Raw genomic sequence first — 25,334 nt, forward strand, 5'->3', positions numbered from 1 at the left:
GTAAAAATGAAAACCAAAGTTGCTGCTATTTATGGCAAGCGGGATGTCCGTCTGCGCGAATTTGAACTGCCAGAAATTACCGATAATGAACTGTTAGTGAGTGTAATTTCTGACAGCGTCTGTTTATCGACCTGGAAAGCGGCGTTACTCGGTAGTGAACATAAACGCGTACCCGACGATTTAGAAAATCATCCGGTCATTACCGGGCATGAATGTGCCGGGGTTATTGTCGAAGTGGGTAAAAATCTCACTGGCAAATATAAAAAAGGCCAGCGTTTTGTATTGCAACCAGCAATGGGATTACCCAGTGGATATTCAGCCGGATACAGCTACGAATATTTCGGCGGTAATGCCACCTATATGATTATTCCCGAAATCGCCATTAACCTGGGCTGTGTATTACCGTATCACGGTTCTTATTTTGCAGCGGCGTCGCTCGCGGAGCCGATGTGTTGCATAATTGGCGCTTATCATGCCAATTATCACACCACGCAATATGTTTATGAGCACCGCATGGGCGTCAAACCTGGCGGCAATATTGCGCTGCTGGCCTGTGCTGGCCCGATGGGAATTGGCGCTATCGATTACGCCATTAACGGCGGCATACAACCGTCGCGGGTAGTGGTGGTCGATATCGACGAAAAACGCCTGGCACAGGTGCAGAAGTTGCTGCCGGTAGAACTGGCGGCCAGTAAAGGCATTGAGCTGGTGTATGTGAATACCAAAGGGATGAGCGATCCAGTCCAGACGCTGCGGACGCTGACAGGAGATACCGGGTTCGATGACGTGTTTGTCTATGCGGCGGTGCCTTCGGTAGTTGAGATGGCTGATGAGTTGCTGGCAGAAGACGGCTGCCTGAACTTCTTTGCCGGCCCGACGGATAAAAACTTCAAAGTGCCGTTTAACTTCTACAACGTCCATTACAACAGCACGCACGTCGTCGGTACATCCGGCGGTTCAACGGATGACATGAAAGAGGCGATTGCCCTTAGCGCCACTGGGCAGTTACAGCCGTCGTTTATGGTGACCCATATCGGTGGCCTGGATGCGGTGCCAGAAACCGTGCTCAATCTGCCGGATATCCCTGGCGGTAAAAAACTCATTTATAACGGCGTCACCATGCCGCTCACTGCCATTGCCGATTTTGCCGAAAAAGGCAAAACCGATCCGCTGTTTAAAGAGCTGGCGCGGCTGGTTGAGGAAACGCACGGCATCTGGAATGAACAGGCCGAGAAATATCTGCTGGCGCAATTTGGCGTTGATATCGGGGAGGCCGCGCAATGATGTCCCTGGCGTGGCCATTATTTCGCGTTACGGAACAGGCAGCGTTGGCTGCCTGGCCGCAAACCGGATGTGGCGATAAAAATAAAATTGATGGCCTGGCGGTCACTGCGATGCGCCAGGCATTAAACGACGTCGCTTTTCGTGGACGAGTGGTTATCGGCGAGGGGGAAAGATATCCTCTTTAGCGCCACAGGCGTCACGGGCGGAGAGCTGGTGAACGGTATACAACAGACGGCGAATGGAGTGCGGACGCAGACATTACTGATCGGCGGCGCGGACCAAACGTGTAATATAATTGATTCCCTGCATTGATGGTGATCTATCGGAAGACGAATGGCGACGCTGACAGAAGATGATGTGCTTGAGCAACTGGACGCACAGGACAATTTATATTCATTTATGAAAACTGCGCATTCTATTTTGCTCCAGGGGATACGCCAGTTTCTGCCGTCGCTATTTGTCGATAACGATGAAGAGATCGTCGAATATGCAGTGAAACCGTTACTCGCCCAAAGCGGCCCGCTTGACGATATTGATGTTGCGCTGCGTTTGATTTATGCGCTGGGGAAAATGGATAAATGGCTGTACGCCGATATCACGCATTTTTCCCAGTTCTGGCATTACCTGAACGAACAGGATGCCCCCCCAGGATTTGCCGATGACATAACCTGGGATTTTATCAGCAACGTCAATAGTATAACCCGCAATGCGACGCTCTATGACGCGTTGAAAGCGATGAAGTTCGCCGATTTCGCCGTCTGGTCAGAGGTGCGTTTTAGCAGGATGGTCAAAACGGCGCTGACGCTGGCAGTAACGACCACCTTAAAGGAATTAACGCCGTGAAAATTGAATTAACGGTGAATGGGCTGAAGGTACAGGCGCAGTACCATGATGATGAGATAAAAAATGTACATAAACCGTTGCTGCGCATGTTGGCGGCCTTACAGACGGTAAATCCACAGCGGCGTGCGGTGGTATTTCTTTGCGCTCCGCCGGGGACGGGTAAATCTACCCTAACCACCTTCTGGGAATATCTCGCGCAACAAGACCCGGAACTACCCGCTATTCAGACGCTCCCGATGGATGGTTTTCACCATTACAACATCTGGCTGGATGAGCATCAGCTTCGCTCTTATAAAGGCGCACCGCAGACGTTCGACGTGGCGAAACTGGCGGAAAATCTGCGCCGGGCAGTGGAAGGGGATTGTACGTGGCCGCAGTACGATCGACAAAAGCATGATCCCATAGAAGATGCATTACACGTTACTGCACCGATCATTATCGTAGAAGGAAACTGGCTGTTATTGGATGACGAGAAATGGCGCATGCTTGCGCAATTTTGTGATTTCTCGATCTTTATCAACGCGCCCGCAGCTGCGTTACGGGAACGGCTGGTGGGGCGCAAGCTGGCGGGAGGGTTATCGCTGGCAGACGCTGAAGCCTTTTATGAACGTACCGACGGCCCAAATGTTCGCCGGGTGCTTGAACAGAGTCTGCCCGCAAATTTGACCTTAATGATGACGGCTAGCGGCGAATATCGTCTGGCAGATTGACCTCTTTCACAGTGCCGTCTTCCAGACGGATAACACGGGAAAAATGACGCCGGGTAAATGCGGCGTCATGACTGATTGCCACGACACTCGCGCCTCGTTGGCGGCATTTTTCCAGCCAGCACTCAAACACGCCCAGCCAGTTTTCGTCAAAATCCCGACTGGGTTCATCCAGCAACAACAGTGACGGGGCGAGAGCTTCCAGACTGGCGACGGCGACCATCCGTCGCTGTGCGCTATGCAGGTCTAACGGATGCGCGCTGGCAACGTCTGCTAACTGACAACATTGCAGGGCGTATTCGGTGCGTTTTGCGATGTCTGCGGGTGAGAATTTTTGTAATTTCAGACCAAAGGCGACCTCTTCGGCGACGGTGCTATGAAACAACTGGTTTTCCGCTTCCTGAAACAGTACGCCAATTTTTGCCGCGCGCTGGCGGTTCTTAAGCGTATGTAATGCCTGTTGTTGCAATATTGCTGTACCGGAAGATGGGGGAAGAAGACCCGCCATGATGCGTAACAGTGTCGATTTTCCCGCGCCGTTGTCGCCGGTCAGCGCCAGCCATTCACCTTGTTTAAGTTGCAGCGAAATGTCGCAAAGACAATCTGTTGCCGCGCCAGGCCAGCGATAAGTCACCTGATTTAACGTTAACATAATGGCTGGAGTACTCCGTCATGTAACCGCCAGGAATGCTGGCAATAGTTCAGAAAAGGTGTGGGATGACGTTCAAACAGAATAACCAGCGAACCGCATTCCATCGCCCAGTGCTGCAAACGCTGCAACAGAATTTCGCTGGCTTGTGATGTCAGGCGGCTAAAGGCTTCATCAAGAATTAATAGTTTTGGTTGCATAGCGATTGCACAGGCGATAACCACGCGTTGGGTTTCTCCACCGGAGAGTGTTGCCGGATGGCGATGACGCAACGGCTGGCACTCGGTCAGGGTCAGGGCAGCGTCAATGCGCGCCATAACTTTTGCTTCATCAAGACACAGATTTTCTGGCCCAAAGGCAACCTCTTCTTCCACGCTAAAGGTACAGCCGGAAAGCTGCAAATAGGGAGATTGCTGGACGAGTTGAATGGTAGCGGCTTGTTCGCTTAGCGAGAGTTGCCCAATGGGCGTATTGAGGAGCATTCCCGTGCCAGCGATGTCACCCGGCAGGAAGTCTGGATACCAACCCGCCATCAGTTGCGCCAGCGTGCTTTTGCCGCTGCCGTTGTCTCCAAAAATGGCGACCATCCCCGGGTTGTCATAGTGAAAGTCATAACAGAATGGAGAGTGCGTTGAGTGCGTCGGGCAATAGCGAAACTGTTCTAACGTAACCATAGCCACACTCCCGGTTCTGCCAGCATCAGCAATATCATGGTGTAACGAGCCACTTTTTGTAATTTACTGTCAGGTGGTGCCCATAGCGTAGTGCGCCGGTTATGTAAGCGAAATGCCCGCATATCCAGCGCCGCACCACGGATCGCCAGATCGTTAAGCGCATTATGGGTTAATGGTATGATTAACGCCGGCATCGCACATAAGCGTTGATACCAGCTTTCATCCAGCGGCACGCCACGCGCACGCTGTGCTTCATGAATAATCGCTAATTGCCGTTTTAACTGCTCAACGACCAGCAGCGGTCCGGCAAACAGATAAGCGACGCCCGGCGGCAGGCGAGAAGCAAACAAAGCGCGGATAAATCGTTGCACGGGGACGTACTGCATCCACAACTGCGAAGTGGAAACAATCGCCAGAATGCGCAGCCAGAGCGTAATAGCAAATGCCCAACGTTCTGGGTTGCGCGGTGTTCCGCTTATCCATTCTGTCAGCCAGCCACCGTGCACCAGCCACAGGCCGCCCCCCAGCGAAAACATCAGCCAGGCGACATATTTTGCTCGCCGCCGCGTGGCCTTTAACGCAATAAGGCAGAGAAAGGTCGCCGCGCTATAGACTGGCAAAATGGTCTGCGCGGGCAGGATTAGCGTGGTGCAGGCTGCCAGCGCCCACAGCGTTAATGAGGTAAACGGATGCATTTAGCGCACGGCAGCCATTGCCGGAAAATGACGCGTGGTGCGAATCGGCAGCTGGCGCAGTAAAAGCCAGACAATCACCGCTGTAAGAATTTTATCGACCAGGTTTGCGCCTATCACCGTAATCGCCACCGACTCCACCAGGTTTTGCCCCATAGAGTGCATCCAGGCAACGAACAAATCGGCTCCGCTACCGGTGACACCGCCGAACAGAGCAGTACGTAACGGTACAGCAACGACAGTGACCGCAAGCGTAATAATCACGCCGCTGACAACGACTTTCGGCAGGGTGCGAAACCAACCCGCTCGCGCCAGCCAACCGGCGACCAGGCCGATGACCATCGCGACGGGCGCAAATGCGGCGGCGATCGGGTCGGTCAGCAATCCCCAGAGTAAATTGGTCAGTAAGCCGGTCAGCATCCCGATCACCGGACCAAGCAGTACCGCGCTAATAAGTGTGCCGATGGAGTCGAGAAATATAGGTAATTTGACCATGCTGGCCAGTTGCCCGCCGATCATATTGATGGCGATAGAGATAACGATCAACACCAGTGCCTGACTGGAAAAGCGGCGACGCGCCATAAGAAAACCTCTCTGAAAGTAGTTATTTAACGGGGGAAATATGCAACTCGTCGTAACCAGAAAGCGCGCAAGACTGGCGGCTAAACGCCAGTTCCTCAAGGCAGCCGATCACCAGTTCAAGCGTGGTGCGCACGGTACAGCCGGGCATCATATGACCGCCAAGCATCGCGCCGTGTGGATCGGAAACGCAGAGATGAAGATGCTCACCACTCTGTTCCAGCGTGCCGTTCAGTGCGATGACTTCAAACTTACCGCTTAGAAGGGTGGTGTTTTCTTGCCCGGCATAGCGCAAAGCGACATCAGTCAGACTGCCGGTACAACCTGCAATCCACGCGGCGTGGAGTTGTTGTTGCTGCGCGAAGACGCGCAATTGGGAGAGAACTTCCTGCCCGGGGAGCAGGCGCAGCGCGTAAAAGCGTGCGGAGGAAGAATATGGGTAGGGCAATGTCATCATTGGAGTACTCCGAAACTCGGACGTATTGCGGATAATATCGACGCTGCATCAGTCATATTCTGATATAAGTCAGGGTTTGTGACGGCACAACGAAAAGATTTTGCTACGCTTATTCGTGATTCTGCAAAGTGGAATAAATTCCACAGGGGCGGGGCTGAAAACGTGACGTAAGTCAGATAATTGTCTTCTTTGACTGGACAATCATTCCTTTTATTCCACGTTTCGCTTATCCTAGCTGAAGCGTTTCAGTCGATTAAATGTTCGACAATTAACCAATCAGTCGCAGTTTGCGACAGGTAAGGTTTCCCCGGACGATTTGCTGGATTACTCTGTCTGGCAAATTTGCTCAGGGAAAACCTTGCAGGAGATCTATGACCGTACGCGTAGCGATAAATGGCTTCGGTCGCATCGGGCGTAATGTGGTTCGTGCTTTGTATGAATCCGGACGCCGGGCGGAAATTACCGTGGTGGCAATCAACGAACTGGCGGATGCTGCGGGCATGGCGCATTTGTTGAAATATGACACCAGTCATGGCCGTTTTGCATGGGAAGTACGTCAGGAACGCGATCAACTTTTTGTTGGTGATGACGCCATCCGCGTATTGCATGAACGTTCACTGCAATCGCTCCCCTGGCGTGAACTTGGCGTTGATGTAGTCCTCGACTGCACCGGCGTATATGGCTCCCGCGAGCATGGCGAAGCGCACATTGCCGCCGGGGCTAAAAAAGTGCTCTTTTCACATCCTGGCAGTAACGATCTCGACGCGACCGTTGTTTACGGCGTCAATCAGGATCAACTTCGTGCGGAACACCGCATCGTTTCTAACGCTTCCTGTACCACGAATTGCATAATTCCCGTCATCAAATTGTTAGATGATGCGTACGGTATTGAGTCCGGCACTGTGACCACAATTCACTCCGCCATGCACGATCAACAGGTTATTGATGCATACCATCCTGACCTGCGTCGCACCCGGGCAGCCAGCCAGTCGATCATTCCGGTCGATACCAAACTGGCCGCCGGTATCACACGATTTTTTCCGCAATTTAACGATCGCTTTGAAGCGATTGCGGTACGTGTGCCAACCATAAATGTGACGGCAATCGATTTAAGCGTGACGGTGAAGAAACCTGTAAAAGCCAATGAAGTCAACCTGTTGCTGCAAAAAGCAGCACAAGGTGCATTTCATGGTATAGTTGACTATACGGAATTGCCGTTGGTCTCTGTAGATTTTAACCACGATCCGCACAGTGCCATTGTCGATGGCACTCAAACCCGGGTCAGTGGCGCACACCTGATCAAAACGTTGGTCTGGTGCGATAACGAATGGGGCTTTGCTAACCGAATGCTCGACACGACGTTAGCTATGGCTACTGTTGCTTTCAGGTAAGACGCAAGCAGCGTCTGCAAAACTTTTAGAATCAACGAGAGGATTCACCATGTCTGTAATTAAGATGACCGATCTGGATCTTGCTGGGAAACGTGTATTTATCCGTGCGGATCTGAACGTACCAGTAAAAGACGGGAAAGTAACCAGCGACGCACGTATCCGTGCTTCTCTGCCGACCATCGAACTGGCTCTGAAACAAGGCGCTAAAGTGATGGTAACTTCCCACCTGGGTCGTCCTACCGAAGGCGAGTACAACGAAGAATTCTCTCTGCTGCCGGTTGTTAACTACCTGAAAGACAAACTGTCTAACCCGGTTCGTCTGGTTAAAGATTACCTCGACGGCGTTGATGTTGCTGAAGGTGAACTAGTTGTTCTGGAAAACGTTCGCTTCAACAAAGGCGAGAAGAAAGACGACGAAACCCTGTCCAAAAAATACGCTGCACTGTGCGACGTATTCGTAATGGACGCATTCGGTACTGCTCACCGCGCGCAAGCTTCTACTCACGGTATCGGTAAATTCGCTGACGTTGCGTGCGCAGGTCCGCTGCTGGCGGCTGAACTGGACGCGCTGGGTAAAGCACTGAAAGAACCAGCTCGCCCGATGGTGGCTATCGTTGGTGGTTCTAAAGTATCTACCAAACTGACCGTTCTGGACTCCCTGTCTAAAATCGCTGACCAGCTGATTGTTGGTGGTGGTATCGCTAACACCTTTATCGCGGCACAAGGCCACGATGTGGGTAAATCCCTGTACGAAGCTGACCTGGTTGACGAAGCTAAACGTCTGCTGACCACCTGCAACATCCCGGTTCCGTCTGATGTTCGCGTAGCAACCGAGTTCTCTGAAACTGCTCCGGCTACTCTGAAATCTGTTAACGACGTGAAAGCTGACGAGCAGATCCTGGATATCGGCGACGCTTCCGCTCAGGAACTGGCTGAAATCCTGAAGAATGCGAAAACCATTCTGTGGAACGGTCCGGTTGGCGTGTTCGAATTCCCGAACTTCCGCAAAGGTACTGAAATCGTGGCTAACGCTATCGCAGACAGCGAAGCGTTCTCCATCGCTGGCGGCGGCGACACTCTGGCAGCAATCGACCTGTTCGGCATTGCTGACAAAATCTCCTACATCTCCACTGGCGGCGGCGCATTCCTCGAATTCGTGGAAGGTAAAGTACTGCCTGCAGTAGCGATGCTCGAAGAGCGCGCTAAGAAGTAAAAAATCACAGGGCAGGGAAACCTGCCCTTGTTTCAGCGCGCTTTTAGAGCACGCATTTTTTCATACTCTAAATAATTCGAGTTGCAGGAAGGCGACAAGAGAGTGAATCCCCAGGAGCTTACATAAGTAAGTGACTGGGGTGAGCGAACGCAGACGCAGCACATGCAACTTGAAGTATGACGAGTATAAGGCCCGACGATACAGGACAAGAGACATGTCTAAGATTTTTGATTTCGTAAAACCTGGCGTAATCACTGGTGATGACGTACAGAAAGTTTTCCAGGTAGCAAAAGAAAACAACTTCGCACTGCCAGCAGTAAACTGCGTCGGTACTGACTCCATCAACGCCGTACTGGAAACCGCTGCTAAAGTTAAAGCGCCGGTTATCGTTCAGTTCTCCAACGGTGGTGCTTCCTTTATCGCTGGTAAAGGCGTGAAATCTGACGTTCCGCAGGGTGCTGCTATCCTGGGCGCGATCTCTGGTGCGCATCACGTTCACCAGATGGCTGAACATTATGGTGTTCCGGTTATCCTGCACACCGACCACTGCGCGAAGAAACTGCTGCCGTGGATCGACGGTCTGCTGGACGCGGGTGAAAAACACTTCGCAGCTACCGGCAAGCCGCTGTTCTCTTCTCACATGATCGACCTGTCTGAAGAATCTCTGCAAGAGAACATCGAAATCTGCTCTAAATACCTGGAGCGCATGTCCAAAATCGGCATGACTCTGGAAATCGAACTGGGTTGCACCGGTGGTGAAGAAGACGGCGTGGACAACAGCCACATGGACGCTTCTGCACTGTACACCCAGCCAGAAGACGTTGATTACGCATACACCGAGCTGAGCAAAATCAGCCCGCGTTTCACCATCGCAGCGTCCTTCGGTAACGTACACGGCGTTTACAAGCCGGGTAACGTGGTTCTGACTCCGACTATCCTGCGCGACTCTCAGGAATATGTTTCTAAGAAACACAACCTGCCGCACAACAGCCTGAACTTCGTATTCCACGGTGGTTCCGGTTCTACTGCTCAGGAAATCAAAGACTCCGTAAGCTACGGCGTAGTGAAAATGAACATCGATACCGATACCCAATGGGCAACCTGGGAAGGTGTTCTGAACTACTACAAAGAAAACGAAGCTTACCTACAGGGTCAGCTGGGCAACCCGAAAGGCGAAGATCAGCCGAACAAGAAATACTACGATCCGCGCGTATGGCTGCGTGCCGGTCAGACTTCGATGATCGCTCGTCTGGAAAAAGCATTCAAGGAACTGAACGCGATCGACGTTCTGTAAGATATTCCTTTCTGCTTATCTCAAGACCCGCTCTGCGGGTCTTTTTTTTCGCCAAAAGCAAGGTGATGGACAGGAGAAATCTGTGATCTATTTGGCAAAATTATGCTTTATTGTTTACCCTTGTCAGACTGCCCGTCATAAGGCAGCGGAGTGTATTTCTCCATTTTGAGTCAGTTAAAAAGGAATATTGAATGGAAGATTTGAATGTTGTCGATAGCATACACGGTGCAGGTTCGTGGTTGGTGAACAACCAGGCGCTGTTGCTGAGTTATGCTGTAAACATCGTGGCGGCTCTCGCGATCATCATCATTGGTTTGATTATCGCGCGGATGATCTCCAACGCGGTGAATCGCCTGATGATCTCCCGTAACATAGATGCCACCGTTGCTGATTTTATCTCTGCATTAGCCCGATATGCGATTATTGCTTTTACGCTGATCGCAGCGTTAGGTCGTGTGGGGGTACAAACTGCATCGGTTATCGCCGTGCTGGGTGCCGCAGGTTTAGCTGTAGGTTTGGCGTTGCAGGGTTCTCTGTCTAACCTGGCCGCTGGTGTGTTGCTGGTACTGTTCCGTCCGTTCCGTGCCGGTGAATATGTCGACCTCGGCGGTGTTGCCGGTACAGTGCAGAGCGTGCAGATTTTCTCTACGACTATGCGCACCGCAGACGGTAAAATTATCGTTATTCCGAACGGTAAAATTATTGCCGGTAATATTATTAACTTCTCTCGCGAGCCTGCGCGCCGTAACGAATTTATCATTGGTGTGGCGTATGATTCCGATATCGATCAGGTGAAGCAGATCCTGACCGATATTATCCAGTCTGACGATCGCATTTTAAAAGATCGCGAAATGACCGTGCGTCTGAACGAGCTTGGCGCATCCTCGATTAATTTCGTGGTCCGCGTCTGGAGTAACAGCGGCGATCTGCAAAACGTTTACTGGGATGTGCTGGAGCGTATTAAACGCGAGTTTGATGCCGCTGGTATCAGCTTCCCGTATCCGCAAATGGATGTGAATTTTAAGCGGGTGAAAGAGGACAAAGCTGCATAATCAACGCTGAGGCCAGATAATTTATCTGGCCTCTCTCTTATTAGTTATTCTGATTGCCAATTAATAATATCAATTTCCACTAATAACATTCCCGCGCTATATTCTCTGCATCAGATACTTAATTCGGAATATCCAACGTGTTTTCTTATTACTTTCAAGGTCTTGCACTTGGGGCGGCTATGATCCTGCCGCTCGGTCCACAAAATGCTTTTGTGATGAATCAGGGTATTCGCCGCCAGTACCACATTATGATTGCCTTACTTTGTGCAATCAGCGATTTGGTTCTGATTTGCGCCGGGATTTTTGGCGGTAGCGCGTTACTGATGCAGTCACCGTGGTTGCTGGCGCTGGTCACCTGGGGCGGCGTTGCCTTCTTGCTGTGGTATGGTTTTGGCGCTTTTAAAACGGCGATGAGCAGTAATATTGAGCTGGTTAGTGCTGAAGTCATGAAACAGGGACGCTGGAAAATTATTGCCACCATGCTGGCAGTGACCTGGCTGAATCCCCATGTTTATCTGGATACCTTTGTGGTATTGGGGAGCCTCGGCGGGCAGCTCGATGTTGAACCAAAACGCTGGTTTGCGCTTGGGACGATTAGCGCCTCTTTCTTGTGGTTCTTTGGTCTGGCTCTTCTCGCAGCCTGGTTGGCACCGCGTCTGCGTACCGCCAAAGCGCAGCGTATTATTAATATTATTGTTGGTGGCGTAATGTGGTTTATCGCCCTACAGCTGGCGAGAGATGGTATTGCCCATGCACAAGCCTTGTTCAGTTAGGCGCTATCTGATGGAAAATAAAAACAGAGACGCTAAGCTTGCCTACAGAGGTTTTGAATTTTGGGCAAGTAAATAAACACGGAGAGACTAACGTGAAGTTCAAAGTTATCGCCCTGGCGGCATTGATGGGTTTCAGCGGGATGGCAGTACAGGCCAATGAACTACCGGATGGTCCGCACATTGTCACTTCAGGAACGGCAAGCGTAGATGCGGTGCCAGACATTGCCACTCTTGCTATTGAAGTTAATGTGGCCGCGAAGGATGCTGCTACCGCCAAAAAACAAGCGGATGAGCGCGTGGCGCAATATATCTCTTTCCTTGAACTCAATCAGATCGCGAAAAAAGATATCAGTTCTGCGAATTTACGTACCCAGCCAGATTACGATTACCAGGATGGCAAAAGTATTCTGAAAGGCTACCGGGCAGTGAGAACGGTAGAGGTAACAGTTCGTCAGTTAGACAAGCTGAATTCTTTGCTGGATGGCGCGCTGAAGGCTGGTCTTAATGAAATTCGTTCTGTTTCGCTGGGAGTAGCGCAACCGGATGCCTATAAAGATAAAGCGCGTAAGGCCGCGATTGATAACGCGATTCATCAGGCGCAGGAGCTGGCGAATGGCTTTAATCGCAAACTGGGACCGGTGTATAGCGTGCGCTACCATGTTTCCAACTATCAGCCCAGCCCGATGGTTCGGATGATGAAAGCTGATGCCGCGCCGGTTTCTACTCAGGAAACTTACGAGCAGGCCGCTATTCAGTTTGATGACCAGGTGGATGTGGTCTTCCAGTTAGAACCCGTTGATCAGCAACCGGCAAAAACACCTACCGCACAATAATACATTTAGCCCGACTCATTTGTCGGGCTAATGTCTTCACCTTATATCGTCTCCTTTTTCTGTAATTTTCTGTAAAACCATGATGCAATTACCTATCTTTGCTCGCGATATCATCAAAGATTGAATAACTGAAACGGTTAAGCGGACAGTGATGTTTGGGGAGAGGGTATGGATATTTTTATTTCAAAAAAGATGCGCAATTTTATTTTATTAGCGCAAACCAATAATATTGCCAGGGCAGCAGAAAAAATACATATGACGGCTTCACCGTTTGGCAAAAGTATTGCCGCGCTGGAGGAACAAATTGGTTATACGCTGTTTACCCGTAAAGATAACAACATTAGTCTCAATAAAGCCGGACAGGAACTTTATCAAAAACTATTTCCGGTTTACCAACGACTTTCTGCTATTGATAATGAAATTCATAATTCCGGGCGTCATTCTCATGAAATTGTCATTGGCATCGATAATACGTATCCGACGATTATTTTTGATCAGCTAATCAGTCTTGGTGATAAATATGAAGGGGTGACTGCCCAGCCGGTTGAGTTTAGCGAAAATGGGGTTATCGATAATCTCTTCTACCGCCAGTTTGATTTTATTATCTCTCCGCAGCATGTATCCGCCCGTGTTAAGGGGCTGGAAAATCTAACTATCAGCGAACTGTCGCCGCTGCGACTGGGGTTTCTTGTTTCCCGCCGTTTTGAAGAACGTCAGGAGCAGGAGTTATTACAGGAGTTACCGTGGTTACAGATGCGCTTTCAGAACCGCGCTAACTATGAAGCGATGATTGATGCGAACATGCGCCCTTGTGGGATCAATCCAACAATCATTTATCGCCCCTACAGTTTTATGGCCAAAATCAGCGCCGTTGAGCGCGGACATTTTCTGACAGTCATTCCACATTTTGCCTGGCGACTGGTGAATCCGGCAACGCTGAAATATTTCGATGCACCGCATACGCCAATGTATATGCAGGAATACCTCTATTCACTGAAAAATCATCGCTATACCGCCACGATACTACAGCAAATTGCTGAAGATCGTGATGGTACGAGCAATTAACCCAGCATTGAACCCGTTTCGATCAAGTTACGATGCAGATCGAAAACGTGGCTAAGATCGTGGTGAATATGCCCTCCTGGGGCATTTTCCAGATAGCGATGCAAATAGTCACGGTACATGGGATGGGCGCAGTTATCGATGATAGCGCGTGCGCGTTGAAGTGGAGAGAGGCCGCGCAGGTCGGCGATCCCTTGTTCAGTGATGATCACTTTCACGCTGTGCTCGCTGTGATCAACATGACTACACATCGGCACGATGGTTGATATTTTTCCTTCTTTGGCGATCGACGGCGCCATAAAGATTGACAGATAAGCATTGCGTTCAAAATCACCGCTGCCGCCGATACCGTTCATTAAATTAACTCCGGCAACATGCGTTGAGTTGGCGTGCCCGTAAATATCAAACTCCAGGCCGACGTTCAGAGCGATAACACCAAGGCGGCGGATAATTTCCGGGTTATTGGAAATCTCCTGCGGACGTAACACAATCCGACAGGAGAAATAGTCCATATTGTCATAAATCTTGCGCAGTGAATCGGCGGAGATAGTCAGACTGGAGGCGCTGGCTCCGGTGATTTTTCCGGTTTCCAGAAGATGAACTACTGATTCCTGTAGCACTTCCGAATACATCATAAACGGTGGAATATCCGGGTTATCCCCGAGACGCGCCATTACCGCATTATTGATGTTGCCTACCCCACTTTGCAGTGGCAGAAATTCCGGCGGAATGCGCCCCTGTGCCATTTCACGCAATAAGAAGGTAACCACATTGTCGGCGATCTGTTGGCACATGGGATTTTGCTTATCCAGCAACTTACCTGCATCAGGTAAGTTGGTTTCCACGACCGCAACAATCTTTTTCGGATCAATTTGCACATAACGAGTACCGACGCGATCCATCGCATGGAAGATCGAAACGCTATTGCGTCTCGGTGGTGCGCCAGGAATCACAATATCCGCCAGTTCCGCAACGCGCGGATCATGATAGTGATTGAGTTCAATGATTACTTTCTTGGCCCGCAGTAACCAGGTCGGAGCGTTACCGATCCCACTGGTTAACCAGACACGTCCATCTGGCTCAATGGCTGAGGCTTCAATTACCGCAACATCAATGTCGCCGAAGAAGCCGTAGTTAACCATTTGCGCGACTTCGCTCAAGTGTAGATCAACAAAACTGACTGCCCCCTGATTGATCTTTTGGCGTAACCCAGATGATGTTTGATACGGAGCGCGCCATGAAACGGCGTTAGCTTCAGAGAGCACGTCATCGGCGGCGGCGCTAATTGACGCGCCGGTTAGCAGGCGAATCTGGTACGGTTTTTTCGCCTCATGTTGTTCGTTGGCACGATGAGCAATAGCGACAGGTAGAGCTTTAGGTGAACCCGCAGGGGTAAAGCCGCTGAATGCTACCATATCATTGTGCTGGATAATTTCCGCCGCTTCATCGGCGGTCATCCTTGCCCAGATCATATTCATCTTTTACTCCTTCATTCGCTGAGCATTAATGACCGACGAAATTAGGTTTACGTTTTTCCAGGAAAGCATTCATACCTTCCTGATAATCCTCGCTGTCATAAACCGCTCGGCGCATCCCCTGAATACGTTCAAATTCGTCTGAATTCATCGTGTGCGCCTCGCCCAGCACGCGCAGTTCTTCCTTGATTACCGCGATCGCCAGCGGTGCTTTTTCGGAAATGTGGTGCGCCATTTGCAGGGTGAAATCTTCCAGCTCGCTGATGTCAACAACGTGGTTGAGAATGCCAACAGCCAGCGCGCGTTGGGCGGTGACTGGCGAAGCGGTAAAAATCAGTTCTTTGACGATGTGGAAGCCCGCGTCGCGGGTCAGGTTGTGGATGCCCACCAGGTTATACGGTACGCCAAGGTTAACTGGGGTCATTGAGAAGGTCGACGTGCTGGCAGCGATGATCAGATCGGAACTCATGATCATTTCAAAAGCACCTCCCCAGACGCTACCTTCGACCATCGAAATGATCGGTTTGGGGCATTTTTGGATCATACGGGTAATTTGCCGTAGCGGATCATCGTAAGAGAGAGGATCGCGACCGCCTGATGGCAGTTCATGGATGTCGTGGCCTGCGGAGAAGACTTTGGAACCACTCGGAGCACGCAGAATGATACAACGAATTTCCGGTCGGTTGAGATCGCTTAGTGCTTGGATCAGGTCGTCAATAAAGACTTTACTCAATGCATTGAGTTTGCGGCCATAGTTAAACTCAATGACCGCAACTTTGTTGATGATAATGACATTAACATACTGATAAGACATAAAAATTCCTTTATTCAAAATATTGAGCCTGGATAAATTCACTGAGCTGCCGCAAGCCAGTGCGCGGCGAGAGAGTATTGTTTTTGACTGCTAATAGCGTCTGGCGGTAATAACGATCGAAATCTTCATTCGCGAACAGGTGGTGCAGCACTTCTTCTTCGGTTTGTTTACGCAGCCATTCCACCGATTGTTGTTGCCGCATTTGTTGCAAACGACCGCTGGCGGTAAGTGCGGTTTTGAAATCGATAATTGCGCGCCAAATCTCATCGATACCGCATTTTTCCAGCGCGCTACAGGTGAGAACCTGCGGCTGCCATTCGTCATATTTGCGACGCAGAATATGCAGAGCGCCCTCGTACATGTGGCGGGCAATGGCGACATTCGCGTGGTTATCGCCATCGTCTTTGTTAATGACAATCAGATCTGCCATCTCCATCAGTCCCTTTTTAATGCCCTGGAGATCATCACCACCACCGGCGATTTGCAGTGAGATAAAACAGTCCACCATGCGGGCGACTTCGGTTTCCGACTGCCCGACGCCGACGGTTTCAACGATCACCACGTCATAACCTGCCGCCTCGCATAACAGCATTAACTCCCGCGCCCGCTGGCTGGCGCCGCCCAGATGACCGGATGACGGAACCGGGCGAATAAATGCCGCATCGGCACGCGCCAGTTCGGTCATCCGAGTCTTATCGCCAAGAATGCTGCCACCGGTCACTGGGCTGCTGGGATCGACGGCAATCACCGCGACTTTCAGCCCCTGGCGAATCAGCAACATACCGAAGGCTTCAAGAAAGGTACTTTTCCCCGCGCCAGGTGTACCGGTAACGCCCAGTCGCAGGGCATTACCACAAAACGGCATGATGGCGTCGAGCAACTGAGTGCTTAGTTCCAGATGACGTGGATGACGGCTTTCTACCAGCGTCATCGCCTGGGCGAGCGTGGCACGCTCACCCTGACGTAAGCGCCGAATGTTGTCTGCCAGCGTGGCTTCGTTAATCATGACGCTGGCTAATCCGATTCAGTACATCACGTACGCTGTCGAGCATGGGCGTACCCGGACCATAAATCGCCGCCACGCCGCGTTCTTGCAGGAAGGCATAATCCTGCGGTGGAATAACGCCGCCAGCGACTACGCAGATATCTTCGCGTCCCCATTTTTTGAGGGCTTCTACCAGTTCCGGGATCAGCGTTTTATGCCCGGCAGCGAGTGAGGACGCGCCCACCACATGAACGTCGTTTTCCACCGCCAGGCGGGAGATCTCTTCTGGTGTCGAGAACATCGGACTTAAATCAACGTCAAATCCAAGATCGGAATAGGCGCTGGCAATGACTTTGGCCCCGCGATCGTGTCCATCCTGCCCCATTTTGGCGATCAGAATTCGCGGGCGACGGCCGTTATCCGCGAGGAACTGTTCCGTTTGCGCAACAATGGCATCAAATTCGCAAGCTGATTTTTCCGACTGATGATAGCTTTGCGCAATCACGCCGGTAACACACTGGCTCGGCACCAGATAACGGTCAAAAGCGGCTTCCAGCGCATCGGAGATTTCACCCAATGTCGCGCGAACGCGTGCCGCATTAATAGCAGCAGCCAGCAGGTTTCCGTTTTGCAGTGCCGCATTAGTCAGAGCATTCAGTGCGGCGGTTACGGCAGCATCATCGCGGGTGGCGCGAATGCGCTCCAGTGAAGCAATCTGCTCGTTACGTACCATCACGTTGTCTATCTCAAGGACATCGGTTTCGTCTTCGTGATCCAGCTTGTACTTGTTAACGCCAACAATCACGCGTTTGCCCTGATCGATCAGTGACTGCTCACGCGCAGACGCTTCTTCGATCATGCGTTTTGGCAAACCCGCTTCGATCGCTTTCGCCATACCCCCGGCTTCGTCAATCTGAGCGATGATGGATCGAGCCTGTTTGACGATCTGATCGGTCAACGACTCAACGTAATAAGATCCGGCCAGCGGATCGACGGTGCGGCAGATTTCTGACTCTTCCTGAATGATTATCTGAGTATTACGGGCTATACGTGCCGAGAAGTCGGTTGGCAGTCCAAGTGCCTCATCAAAAGCGTTGGTATGCAGTGATTGTGTACCGCCAAGCGTGGCGCCCAACGCTTCAATGGTAGTGCGGATAACGTTGTTATAGGGATCTTGCTCGGTGAGACTCCAGCCTGAGGTCTGACAGTGGGTGCGCAGTGCCAGTGATTTCGGATCTTTGGCTCCAAATCCACTTACCGCCTCACTCCAGAGATAACGTGCGGCACGCAGCATGGCGACGTTCATGAAAAGATCCATACCGATGCCAAAGAAGAACGACAGGCGCGGGGCAAAGTCGTCAATTTTCAGGCCAGCAGAAAGTGCAGCTTTGATGTACTCAATTCCATCAGCGAGAGTAAACGCCACCTGCTGCACGCAGTTGGCTCCCGCTTCGCCCATGTGGTAACCGCTAATACTGATGGTATTAAAGCGCGGCATATTGCCGGAACACCAGGCGATGATGTCAGCGATAATACGCATCGACGGTTTTGGCGGATAAATGTAAGTATTGCGGCAGAGGTACTCTTTCAGAATGTCGTTCTGGATGGTGCCTGTGAGTTTATCGGGTGTAACGCCTTGCTCTTCAGCGGCCACAATATAAAACGCCAGTACTGGCAGGACTGCCCCGTTCATAGTCATCGAAACCGACATTTGATCCAGCGGGATCTGGTCGAATAGCACCTTCATATCTTCAACGGTGTCGATAGCGACGCCTGCTTTACCGACGTCGCCTGAAACGCGCGGATTGTCAGAGTCGTAACCACGGTGGGTGGCGAGGTCAAAAGCAACGGAAAGACCCTTTTGCCCGGCAGCGAGGTTACGGCGATAAAAGGCGTTAGATTCTTTTGCCGTGGAGAAACCGGCATACTGACGAATAGTCCACGGTTGAGCGGTATACATGGTGGCACGTGGACCACGAACGTAGGGCGGCAAGCCTGGAAGGGTGCCGGTTACTTCCAGATTGTCGAGATCGGCTTCGGTATACAGCGGCTTGATGGCTATCCCTTCCGCCGTTTGCCGTACCAGTGAGTCGACGTTTTTCTCCCGACGGCTCAATTCCTTGTTGGCAAGTTGTTGCCATTCCTGCACGTTAGACATTATTTGCTCCATAAAACGCAATCAAATTGGTGGGATGTGCTTACGGTGAGCTTTTTACACGGGGTTGTCGCCAGCAAAAAAAATGCATTGGGACGTCGTTTTTTGCCGCGTGAGATTTGTCTGTTTCGTGACGTTGTTCAAAGAAGATAAAAAGAAAAAAGGAAAATGCCTGATATGTGCTATCAGGCATTAAGTGATTGATTAATCCTGACGAAGTACTTTGTGACCATAGTCTAGTAAAGCATCAGTGACTTTACGCATCATGCGGCTTTCTGGGGCAAAGCGGTGCCAGTAGAGCATTCGCCGTTGAAACAGCCCTGGCGTAAGGTCGATCAGCTCGCCGCTCGCCAGTTCTTTCTCAATTTGCAGGTGTGGGATCATACAGCAGGTTGTTCCCTGGCGAGCGAGTTGAACGAAGGCTTCAGACGAGTTAACGATATGGCACGGTACGCTACCTGGCGGCAGATCGAAGTTTTGCTGCAAAAATGCCTGGTGCATATCGTCAAGATGGTCAAACGCCACCACCGGTGCCTTGAGCAGCGCGGAGCGGCTTACTCCGTTAGGGAAGTATTTCTCGGCAAATGGTTTGGAGCTGACGAACAGATAGTCAAGCGCGCCAAGTTTATCGACAAGACAACTGGGCAGCGCCTGATGTTGAATACTCACCGCGCCAACTACTTCACCGCGACGCAGGCGTTCCTGGGTGCGGGTTTCATCTTCCACCTGCAAGTTCAGACGAATAGGCGAATCAGCCAGCACCGGAGCCAGCGCCGGTAGCAGCCAGGTTGCCAGACTGTCTGCGTTGACCGCCAGTGAAAGCAGCAGCGGGGTTGAACCGGTTTGTTCATCCCCCAGCCACTCTTCTTCCAGCAATTCCACCTGGCGAAGCAGTGCCAGCAGTTTTTGCCCTTGTTCTGTAGGTCGCGGCGGGACAGTACGCACTAATAACGGCTGCCCGAACATATTTTCCAGCTGCTTAATGCGCTGTGAGACGGCTGATTGCGTAATGCACAATTTCTGTGCCGCGCGCTCAAATCCTCGTTCACGTATTACCGCATCCAGTGCCTGTAATGTTCTGTAGTCCGGGCGTTTCATTGCTTTAACCTGCTCCTCAAATTTTCTTATGCCGAACTATGACATAATTTTGCTTTGGGTACAGAGCATTTAACGTATACAAAAGCAGCCATAATGGAAATTTTGACTGACAATACCGTGTTTTTTTAGTCTTTGTAGAGCGTAAAGGCAACGTTCTGTGGGCGAGTTACTGGCACTGGATGTGATTTTTATTGGTAATATTATCAATTAATTGTATTACAGAGCTTCACCTTTATCGGCGTAGTTTCAGATATGCAGACTGGGGGATAGAAGGGTAATCCTGATGCCTCCTGATACCCAGATTTGCCGGGGTGAAAGAGGATGCCCGCCATTGCCTGTTATTTCATGGATGAGTTATCCGCACGACTTGCTGACGGGGTCTGAATCGCTTTTTTTGTATATAATGCGTCTGAAATTTCATACCACAGGCGAAACGATCATGACGCAGGATGAATTGAAAAAAGCAGTAGGATGGGCGGCACTTCAGTATGTTCAGCCCGGAACCATTGTTGGTGTTGGTACAGGTTCCACCGCCGCACACTTTATTGATGCACTCGGCACGATGAAAGGTCAGATTGAAGGGGCAGTTTCCAGCTCGGATGCATCCACTGAAAAACTAAAAAGCCTTGGCATTCATGTATTTGACCTCAATGAAGTTGACAGCCTCGGCATCTACGTTGACGGTGCAGATGAAATCAACGGCCATATGCAGATGATCAAAGGCGGCGGCGCGGCGCTGACGCGTGAAAAAATCATTGCTTCGGTTGCAGAGAAATTTATCTGCATCGCGGACGCCTCCAAGCAGGTCGATATTCTGGGCAAATTCCCGTTGCCGGTGGAAGTGATTCCGATGGCGCGTAGTGCAGTGGCTCGTCAACTGGTGAAACTTGGTGGTCGTCCGGAATATCGTCAGGGCGTGGTGACTGATAACGGCAACGTGATCCTCGACGTCCACGGTATGGAAATCCTTGATCCGGTGGCGATGGAAAATGCGATTAACGCGATTCCGGGTGTGGTTACTGTTGGTCTGTTTGCCAACCGTGGCGCGGACGTCGCGCTGATTGGCACGCCTGACGGCGTTAAAACCATTGTGAAATGATCTGACGGGGGAGTTCGTCCCCCGTTAAAAATTTTTTGCATTGTTAAATTTGGTGACATCTATCACGTTTTTAACTCACTTTTGCCTAACACGCTAAAGAACGTCTCATCTTCAGCATTTTCTTCTGTTAATCAACCTCTCGTGATATTTCCTCAACATCGCGACGCAAACGTTCATATTGCCGCAATATTATTTTTTGATATGTTGAAAGGCGGATGTAAATCCACACACAACATTTCAAAGACAGGATTGGGTAAATGGCAAAGGTATCGCTGGAGAAAGACAAGATTAAGTTTCTGCTGGTAGAAGGCGTGCACCAAAAGGCGCTGGAAAGTCTTCGCGCGGCAGGTTACACCAACATCGAATTTCATAAAGGCGCGCTGGATGATGAACAATTAAAAGAATCCATCCGCGATGCCCACTTCATCGGCCTGCGATCCCGAACCCATCTGACCGAAGAAGTGATCAATGCCGCAGAAAAGCTGGTCGCTATTGGCTGTTTTTGCATAGGCACAAACCAGGTTGATTTAAATGCTGCGGCAAAACGCGGGATTCCGGTATTTAACGCACCGTTTTCGAATACGCGTTCTGTCGCTGAGCTGGTGATTGGTGAACTTCTGCTGCTATTGCGCGGAGTGCCGGAAGCCAACGCCAAAGCGCACCGTGGCGTGTGGAACAAACTGGCGGCGGGGTCTTTTGAAGCGCGTGGCAAAAAGCTGGGTATCATTGGTTATGGTCATATCGGTACGCAGCTTGGCATTCTGGCGGAGTCGCTGGGGATGTATGTTTACTTCTATGATATTGAAAACAAACTGCCGCTGGGTAACGCGACGCAGGTGCAACATCTTTCCGACTTGCTGAATATGAGCGACGTGGTGAGCCTGCATGTGCCTGAAAACCCGTCTACCAAAAACATGATGGGCGCGAAAGAGATCTCACTGATGAAGCCCGGCTCGCTGCTGATTAACGCTTCGCGCGGTACTGTGGTCGATATTCCGGCGCTGTGTGACGCACTGGCGAGCAAACATCTGGCTGGCGCGGCAATCGATGTATTCCCAACAGAACCAGCGACCAACAGCGATCCGTTTACTTCTCCGCTGTGCGAATTCGACAACGTCCTGCTGACGCCGCACATTGGCGGTTCGACTCAGGAAGCGCAGGAGAATATCGGCCTGGAAGTTGCGGGTAAATTGATCAAGTACTCTGACAATGGCTCCACGCTCTCTGCGGTGAACTTCCCGGAAGTCTCGCTGCCGCTGCACGGTGGCCGCCGTCTGATGCACATCCACGAAAACCGTCCGGGCGTGCTGACTGCGCTGAACAAAATCTTTGCCGAGCAGGGCGTTAACATCGCCGCGCAGTATCTGCAAACGTCTGCTCAGATGGGCTACGTAGTTATTGATATTGAAGCAGATGAAGACGTTGCTGAAAAAGCATTACAGGCAATGAAAGCGATTCCGGGCACCATTCGCGCCCGTCTGCTGTACTGATTCCCTTCTCTGACAAACAACGGGCAGGTCGCTGACTTGCCCGTTTTTTTATCCCTTTTCCCGCGCTTATCACTGCATTTGCAGTGTGCTGCAATCGCCTTTGCGAGTCTGCTCGAAGAAATAAATCAAAGCCAGATCAATGCGTTGCCTTTATTCGAAGAGGATTTACGATGGCGGGACAGCACAGGGCTGTAACGGTAAAGCCCTCACCGAAGCGAGGGCTTGAAGGAGAAGGGTTATGATGCGACTTGTCATCATACTGATTGTACTGTTACTCATAAGTTTCCCAGCTTATTAACAGTCAGTCTCAGGGGAGGAGCAATCCTCCCTTACCCTTACTCACTAAATTAGGTTAAAGAATCAACGATGTCAATCAGGGCGATGCGGGGTGCATCGCCCTGAACCGATCTTTTGGATAGCCACTTCATCGCCCGCGTTAACTGCCGTAATTAATCCCTTATCCCTGCAATGTATGTCTGCCTTACATGACGTTTTACGAGTGCGCTCGAAGAAAAGATTTAAAGGTAGATCAATGCGTTGTGGTTATTTAAAGAGAGTTTACGATGGCGGGGCAGCATGGGGCTGTAACGGTAAAGCCCTCACCGAAGCGAGGGCTTAAAGGAGAAGGGTTATGATGCGACTTGTCATCATACTGATTGTACTGTTACTGATAAGTTTCGGAGCTTATTAACAGTCAGTCACAGGGAGGAGTAATCCTCCCTTACCCTTACTCACTAAATTAGGTCAAAGAATCAACGATGTCAATCAGGGCGATGCAGGTGTATCGCCCTCACCACTCCCAGACTTTCGACGGTGTAACCACTGCAGGCAATGGGATATCCCACTCTTCAACCGGCAGTTTTTCTACTAACTGGCAATCATGCGCATAACCTACCGGCTGCATTTTGTAGTGCTGCCAGTTTTGCAATGTCCGATCATAAAAACCGCCGCCCATTCCCAGGCGTTGACCGTACTCATCAAAGGCTACCAGCGGTGTAACCAGCACATCTAACCGGGAAAGGGGAAGCACATCGCGCACGTCCAGTTTCGGCTCGTGGATCTTCAATCTGTTCATCATCAATTCGCTTTGCGGATGGTAATTCAGGAACAGTAAGTTACCAGCACTAAAAGGGTGTAAAACTGGAAGATACACGCGCTTACCGGCACGCCACAGTTGTTCTATGAGCGGTTGGGTGTCGAGCTCGCCATCAAAAGAGAGGAATACAGCGACCGTATGCGCCATCACCACCGGGGGATAAGTCATCATCCGGGTAGCGGCTTGTTGACCCATTTCTTGCTGTTGTTCCGGCGTTAACGCACGACGACGTTGCCGAATCATTTTGCGGATTTCTTGTCGGGATAATGTCAGTGGGAGTTCTGGTAGTTGCGTCATGGCTGGTGCCAGGTAAGAAGGGAATCTCCGAGATGCCGCCGCAGGCTGTAACCCTTGAACCCTTGGTTCAAGGTGAATGTGTCGTCGCAGTTTTAAGGCTTCTCGGACGAACCGAGCATGCTCACCAACCACGGAGCGCCACATTCTTGTGGTATGAAATATCGGCTCAGGGGACTGGCCCGCTTGCGAACATCTCAGAGAAATTTTGTCTTCACGGTTACTCTACCACAGTAAACCGAAAAGTGTCATTCAAAGTTTTGGTTCGTTTTTTCGGTGATGCGACCTTGTTCAAGTAACGCTTGTTCTATGGTCTGTTGCAGCATCCGAATACGCTGTTCCATACTTGCCGCGTAGTCACGAGTCTTCGCTTTTTCTTGCGCTAACTCATAGCTGATATTCAATGCAGCAATGAAGACCAACTGTTCAGTATTTGTGACTCTAGTGCGTTCTTTCAGATCTTGCAACCGCTGATTCAGATCGTCTGCGGCCTGATTCAACGCATCCCTTTGATCAGGCGGGCAGTTCACACGCAGTGAACGGCCAAAAATTTGGATATCGACGGGTTGTGCAGACATGCCACCTTCCTGCTGATTGACTGCGCTTCCTTCGTCTTCAGACTCATGGTCTGCGAAGGGGCGAACTATAGCTACCCTGATGAGAAGAGACAAGCCCTTTTCTGGTTCACCAGGGTCCAAAGTGGTAGCATATCATGAATCTTCCTCCCTTTGATGACGAATGCTTATGTCTATACAGAACGAAATGCCTGGTTACAACGAAATGAACCAGTATCTGAACCAACAAGGGACGGGTCTGACCCCTGCTGAGATGCACGGTTTAATCAGCGGGATGATTTGCGGTGGCAATGACGACAGTTCATGGTTGCCGCTGCTTCACGACCTGACGAACGAAGGCATGGCTTTCGGTCATGAGCTGGCACAGGCATTGCGCAAAATGCACTCAGCCACCAGCGATGCCCTGCAGGATGACGGCTTTCTTTTTCAGCTTTATCTGCCTGATGGCGATGATGTCAGCGTTTTCGATCGCGCTGATGCGCTGGCAGGCTGGGTAAATCACTTCCTGCTTGGTCTTGGCGTGACTCAGCCGAAGCTGGATAAAGTGACTGGCGAAACCGGTGAAGCCATCGACGATCTGCGTAACATCGCGCAACTGGGATATGACGAAGACGAAGATCAGGAAGAGCTGGAAATGTCGCTTGAAGAGATCATCGAGTACGTCCGTGTTGCCGCGCTGTTATGCCACGACACCTTTACTCATCCGCAACCGACCGCGCCAGAAGTACAAAAACCGACTCTACACTAAAA

28 protein-coding genes, 1 other RNA gene and 1 pseudogene are annotated in these 25,334 nt (G+C 50.8%); 17 read left to right on the top strand and 13 right to left on the bottom strand.

Annotated elements, in window-relative coordinates; all coding sequences use genetic code 11:
* The first annotated feature begins 6 nt into the window (after positions 1 to 6).
* The 5 genes and pseudogenes from A7Z29_RS04705 (at position 7) to A7Z29_RS04720 (ending at position 2,837) form a co-directional block, all read left to right on the top strand.
* Positions 7 to 1,284, top strand: a complete 1,278-nt coding sequence (locus tag A7Z29_RS04705) for a zinc-binding dehydrogenase (protein ID WP_105289860.1) — start codon at positions 7 to 9, stop codon at positions 1,282 to 1,284.
* Positions 1,281 to 1,454: pseudogene (locus tag A7Z29_RS24015) on the top strand (fructose-bisphosphatase class II); the annotation flags it as partial. The gene A7Z29_RS04705 and the pseudogene A7Z29_RS24015, both read left to right, overlap by 4 nt.
* Before the next feature lie 43 nt (positions 1,455 to 1,497).
* Complete coding sequence (locus A7Z29_RS24020) at positions 1,498 to 1,596, top strand: hypothetical protein (protein ID WP_250146959.1); 99 nt, start codon at positions 1,498 to 1,500, stop codon at positions 1,594 to 1,596.
* 21 nt (positions 1,597 to 1,617) lie between these two features.
* Entirely contained in the window at positions 1,618 to 2,127 is a 510-nt protein-coding gene (gene fumE, locus A7Z29_RS04715) for a fumarase E (RefSeq protein ID WP_105289861.1), read from the top strand.
* On the top strand, positions 2,124 to 2,837 hold the full coding sequence (locus tag A7Z29_RS04720) for a nucleoside/nucleotide kinase family protein (RefSeq protein ID WP_000687715.1): 714 nt from the start codon (positions 2,124 to 2,126) through the stop codon (positions 2,835 to 2,837). The genes fumE and A7Z29_RS04720 overlap by 4 nt, the downstream gene beginning before the upstream one ends.
* Here A7Z29_RS04720 and A7Z29_RS04725 read toward each other — a convergent pair.
* From A7Z29_RS04725 to A7Z29_RS04745, 5 genes are read right to left on the bottom strand one after another with little or no spacing between them, the layout of a single operon-like run.
* Positions 2,809 to 3,486, bottom strand: coding sequence for an ABC transporter ATP-binding protein (locus A7Z29_RS04725; protein ID WP_105289862.1), 678 nt, complete (start codon positions 3,484 to 3,486; stop codon positions 2,809 to 2,811). The two genes, A7Z29_RS04720 and A7Z29_RS04725, sit on opposite strands and share 29 nt — an antisense overlap.
* Positions 3,480 to 4,157, bottom strand: coding sequence for an ABC transporter ATP-binding protein (locus tag A7Z29_RS04730; protein ID WP_000256984.1), 678 nt, complete (start codon positions 4,155 to 4,157; stop codon positions 3,480 to 3,482). The genes A7Z29_RS04725 and A7Z29_RS04730 overlap by 7 nt, the downstream gene beginning before the upstream one ends.
* Complete coding sequence (locus A7Z29_RS04735) at positions 4,145 to 4,852, bottom strand: energy-coupling factor transporter transmembrane component T (protein WP_000553236.1); 708 nt, start codon at positions 4,850 to 4,852, stop codon at positions 4,145 to 4,147. The genes A7Z29_RS04730 and A7Z29_RS04735 overlap by 13 nt, the downstream gene beginning before the upstream one ends.
* On the bottom strand, positions 4,853 to 5,431 hold the full coding sequence (locus A7Z29_RS04740; protein WP_000124032.1) for an ECF transporter S component: 579 nt from the start codon (positions 5,429 to 5,431) through the stop codon (positions 4,853 to 4,855).
* Positions 5,432 to 5,453: 22 nt separating this feature from the next.
* A complete protein-coding gene (locus A7Z29_RS04745; RefSeq protein ID WP_085461145.1) occupies positions 5,454 to 5,885 on the bottom strand; it encodes a PPC domain-containing DNA-binding protein in 432 nt (143 codons plus the stop codon).
* A 371-nt stretch (positions 5,886 to 6,256) separates the two neighbouring features.
* Here A7Z29_RS04745 and epd point away from each other — a divergent pair, with 371 nt between their 5' ends.
* The 7 genes from epd (at position 6,257) to srsR (ending at position 13,506) form a co-directional block, all read left to right on the top strand.
* Entirely contained in the window at positions 6,257 to 7,276 is a 1,020-nt protein-coding gene (gene epd, locus A7Z29_RS04755; RefSeq protein WP_000218480.1) for an erythrose-4-phosphate dehydrogenase, read from the top strand.
* Between the two features lie 49 nt (positions 7,277 to 7,325).
* A complete protein-coding gene (pgk, locus tag A7Z29_RS04760; protein ID WP_000111269.1) occupies positions 7,326 to 8,489 on the top strand; it encodes a phosphoglycerate kinase in 1,164 nt (387 codons plus the stop codon).
* A gap of 214 nt (positions 8,490 to 8,703) precedes the next feature.
* A complete protein-coding gene (gene fbaA / locus A7Z29_RS04765) occupies positions 8,704 to 9,783 on the top strand; it encodes a class II fructose-bisphosphate aldolase (RefSeq protein WP_000034374.1) in 1,080 nt (359 codons plus the stop codon).
* Positions 9,784 to 9,974: 191 nt separating this feature from the next.
* Complete coding sequence (mscS, locus tag A7Z29_RS04770; RefSeq protein ID WP_000389806.1) at positions 9,975 to 10,835, top strand: small-conductance mechanosensitive channel MscS; 861 nt, start codon at positions 9,975 to 9,977, stop codon at positions 10,833 to 10,835.
* Between the two features lie 137 nt (positions 10,836 to 10,972).
* Positions 10,973 to 11,608, top strand: coding sequence for an arginine exporter ArgO (argO, locus tag A7Z29_RS04775; RefSeq protein ID WP_000493354.1), 636 nt, complete (start codon positions 10,973 to 10,975; stop codon positions 11,606 to 11,608).
* A gap of 92 nt (positions 11,609 to 11,700) precedes the next feature.
* The gene (locus A7Z29_RS04780) at positions 11,701 to 12,441 is read left to right on the top strand and encodes an oxidative stress defense protein (protein ID WP_000669825.1); all 741 of its coding nucleotides are present in this window, start codon (positions 11,701 to 11,703) and stop codon (positions 12,439 to 12,441) included.
* 168 nt (positions 12,442 to 12,609) lie between these two features.
* Positions 12,610 to 13,506, top strand: a complete 897-nt coding sequence (gene srsR / locus A7Z29_RS04785) for a LysR family transcriptional regulator SrsR (protein ID WP_000350788.1) — start codon at positions 12,610 to 12,612, stop codon at positions 13,504 to 13,506.
* Here the strand turns inward: srsR and scpC are convergent.
* The 5 genes from scpC to argP all read right to left on the bottom strand — a co-directional run bounded on the left by scpC (position 13,503) and on the right by argP (position 20,030).
* Positions 13,503 to 14,981 carry a propionyl-CoA:succinate CoA transferase gene (gene scpC, locus A7Z29_RS04790; protein ID WP_001056014.1) on the bottom strand — a complete coding sequence of 493 codons (1,479 nt, stop codon included), beginning with the start codon at positions 14,979 to 14,981 and terminating at the stop codon, positions 13,503 to 13,505. The two genes, srsR and scpC, sit on opposite strands and share 4 nt — an antisense overlap.
* 25 nt (positions 14,982 to 15,006) lie before the next feature.
* A complete protein-coding gene (scpB, locus tag A7Z29_RS04795) occupies positions 15,007 to 15,792 on the bottom strand; it encodes a methylmalonyl-CoA decarboxylase (RefSeq protein WP_000122066.1) in 786 nt (261 codons plus the stop codon).
* Between the two features lie 10 nt (positions 15,793 to 15,802).
* Positions 15,803 to 16,798 (bottom strand): methylmalonyl Co-A mutase-associated GTPase MeaB, encoded by a 996-nt coding sequence (gene meaB / locus A7Z29_RS04800; protein WP_000606487.1) that lies wholly within the window; start codon positions 16,796 to 16,798, stop codon positions 15,803 to 15,805.
* The gene (scpA, locus tag A7Z29_RS04805; RefSeq protein ID WP_000073217.1) at positions 16,791 to 18,935 is read right to left on the bottom strand and encodes a methylmalonyl-CoA mutase; all 2,145 of its coding nucleotides are present in this window, start codon (positions 18,933 to 18,935) and stop codon (positions 16,791 to 16,793) included. The genes meaB and scpA overlap by 8 nt, the downstream gene beginning before the upstream one ends.
* Positions 18,936 to 19,136: 201 nt before the next feature.
* Complete coding sequence (gene argP / locus A7Z29_RS04810) at positions 19,137 to 20,030, bottom strand: DNA-binding transcriptional regulator ArgP (RefSeq protein WP_000828349.1); 894 nt, start codon at positions 20,028 to 20,030, stop codon at positions 19,137 to 19,139.
* A gap of 439 nt (positions 20,031 to 20,469) precedes the next feature.
* Here argP and rpiA point away from each other — a divergent pair, with 439 nt between their 5' ends.
* From rpiA to ibsC (A7Z29_RS04835), 4 genes are all read left to right on the top strand, one after another.
* Positions 20,470 to 21,129, top strand: coding sequence for a ribose-5-phosphate isomerase RpiA (gene rpiA, locus A7Z29_RS04815; RefSeq protein ID WP_024191163.1), 660 nt, complete (start codon positions 20,470 to 20,472; stop codon positions 21,127 to 21,129).
* Between the two features lie 257 nt (positions 21,130 to 21,386).
* Positions 21,387 to 22,619, top strand: coding sequence for a phosphoglycerate dehydrogenase (gene serA / locus A7Z29_RS04820; RefSeq protein WP_001151617.1), 1,233 nt, complete (start codon positions 21,387 to 21,389; stop codon positions 22,617 to 22,619).
* 238 nt (positions 22,620 to 22,857) lie between these two features.
* Positions 22,858 to 22,917, top strand: coding sequence for a type I toxin-antitoxin system toxin IbsC (gene ibsC / locus A7Z29_RS04825; RefSeq protein ID WP_071525914.1), 60 nt, complete (start codon positions 22,858 to 22,860; stop codon positions 22,915 to 22,917).
* A gap of 333 nt (positions 22,918 to 23,250) precedes the next feature.
* Positions 23,251 to 23,310 carry a type I toxin-antitoxin system toxin IbsC gene (ibsC, locus tag A7Z29_RS04835; protein WP_071524576.1) on the top strand — a complete coding sequence of 20 codons (60 nt, stop codon included), beginning with the start codon at positions 23,251 to 23,253 and terminating at the stop codon, positions 23,308 to 23,310.
* A 99-nt stretch (positions 23,311 to 23,409) separates the two neighbouring features.
* On the opposite strand, the gene A7Z29_RS04840 is transcribed toward ibsC (A7Z29_RS04835), so the two are convergent.
* The 3 genes from A7Z29_RS04840 to zapA form a co-directional block, all read right to left on the bottom strand.
* A complete protein-coding gene (locus tag A7Z29_RS04840) occupies positions 23,410 to 24,012 on the bottom strand; it encodes a 5-formyltetrahydrofolate cyclo-ligase (RefSeq protein WP_105289864.1) in 603 nt (200 codons plus the stop codon).
* Between the two features lie 20 nt (positions 24,013 to 24,032).
* A non-coding RNA gene (gene ssrS, locus A7Z29_RS04845) (6S RNA) lies at positions 24,033 to 24,216 on the bottom strand.
* Between the two features lie 41 nt (positions 24,217 to 24,257).
* Entirely contained in the window at positions 24,258 to 24,587 is a 330-nt protein-coding gene (zapA, locus tag A7Z29_RS04850; RefSeq protein ID WP_001276008.1) for a cell division protein ZapA, read from the bottom strand.
* A 166-nt stretch (positions 24,588 to 24,753) separates the two neighbouring features.
* Between zapA and ygfB the strand changes: the two genes are divergently transcribed.
* Positions 24,754 to 25,332, top strand: coding sequence for a UPF0149 family protein YgfB (gene ygfB / locus A7Z29_RS04860; RefSeq protein WP_001295378.1), 579 nt, complete (start codon positions 24,754 to 24,756; stop codon positions 25,330 to 25,332).
* The last annotated feature ends 2 nt before the right edge of the window (positions 25,333 to 25,334 follow it).

This window comes from Escherichia sp. MOD1-EC6842, from assembly GCF_002965705.1.
GTDB classification, from domain to species: Bacteria; Pseudomonadota; Gammaproteobacteria; order Enterobacterales; family Enterobacteriaceae; genus Escherichia; species Escherichia ruysiae.

Bases quoted from the DNA above. Each gene is read 5' to 3' on its own strand.
- meaB (WP_000606487.1), bottom strand. From the start codon at position 16,798: ATGATTAACGAAGCCACGCTGGCAGACAACATTCGGCGCTTACGTCAG.
- fbaA (WP_000034374.1), top strand. From the start codon at position 8,704: ATGTCTAAGATTTTTGATTTCGTAAAACCTGGCGTAATCACTGGTGAT.
- pgk (WP_000111269.1), top strand. From the start codon at position 7,326: ATGTCTGTAATTAAGATGACCGATCTGGATCTTGCTGGGAAACGTGTA.
- rpiA (WP_024191163.1), top strand. From the start codon at position 20,470: ATGACGCAGGATGAATTGAAAAAAGCAGTAGGATGGGCGGCACTTCAG.
- epd (WP_000218480.1), top strand. From the start codon at position 6,257: ATGACCGTACGCGTAGCGATAAATGGCTTCGGTCGCATCGGGCGTAAT.
- zapA (WP_001276008.1), bottom strand. From the start codon at position 24,587: ATGTCTGCACAACCCGTCGATATCCAAATTTTTGGCCGTTCACTGCGT.
- A7Z29_RS04730 (WP_000256984.1), bottom strand. From the start codon at position 4,157: ATGGTTACGTTAGAACAGTTTCGCTATTGCCCGACGCACTCAACGCAC.
- A7Z29_RS04725 (WP_105289862.1), bottom strand. From the start codon at position 3,486: ATGTTAACGTTAAATCAGGTGACTTATCGCTGGCCTGGCGCGGCAACA.
- A7Z29_RS04840 (WP_105289864.1), bottom strand. From the start codon at position 24,012: ATGACGCAACTACCAGAACTCCCACTGACATTATCCCGACAAGAAATC.
- mscS (WP_000389806.1), top strand. From the start codon at position 9,975: ATGGAAGATTTGAATGTTGTCGATAGCATACACGGTGCAGGTTCGTGG.
- argP (WP_000828349.1), bottom strand. From the start codon at position 20,030: ATGAAACGCCCGGACTACAGAACATTACAGGCACTGGATGCGGTAATA.
- scpC (WP_001056014.1), bottom strand. From the start codon at position 14,981: ATGAATATGATCTGGGCAAGGATGACCGCCGATGAAGCGGCGGAAATT.
- scpB (WP_000122066.1), bottom strand. From the start codon at position 15,792: ATGTCTTATCAGTATGTTAATGTCATTATCATCAACAAAGTTGCGGTC.
- A7Z29_RS04705 (WP_105289860.1), top strand. From the start codon at position 7: ATGAAAACCAAAGTTGCTGCTATTTATGGCAAGCGGGATGTCCGTCTG.
- A7Z29_RS04735 (WP_000553236.1), bottom strand. From the start codon at position 4,852: ATGCATCCGTTTACCTCATTAACGCTGTGGGCGCTGGCAGCCTGCACC.
- A7Z29_RS04745 (WP_085461145.1), bottom strand. From the start codon at position 5,885: ATGATGACATTGCCCTACCCATATTCTTCCTCCGCACGCTTTTACGCG.
- srsR (WP_000350788.1), top strand. From the start codon at position 12,610: ATGGATATTTTTATTTCAAAAAAGATGCGCAATTTTATTTTATTAGCG.
- fumE (WP_105289861.1), top strand. From the start codon at position 1,618: ATGGCGACGCTGACAGAAGATGATGTGCTTGAGCAACTGGACGCACAG.
- ygfB (WP_001295378.1), top strand. From the start codon at position 24,754: ATGTCTATACAGAACGAAATGCCTGGTTACAACGAAATGAACCAGTAT.
- A7Z29_RS04740 (WP_000124032.1), bottom strand. From the start codon at position 5,431: ATGGCGCGTCGCCGCTTTTCCAGTCAGGCACTGGTGTTGATCGTTATC.
- serA (WP_001151617.1), top strand. From the start codon at position 21,387: ATGGCAAAGGTATCGCTGGAGAAAGACAAGATTAAGTTTCTGCTGGTA.
- scpA (WP_000073217.1), bottom strand. From the start codon at position 18,935: ATGTCTAACGTGCAGGAATGGCAACAACTTGCCAACAAGGAATTGAGC.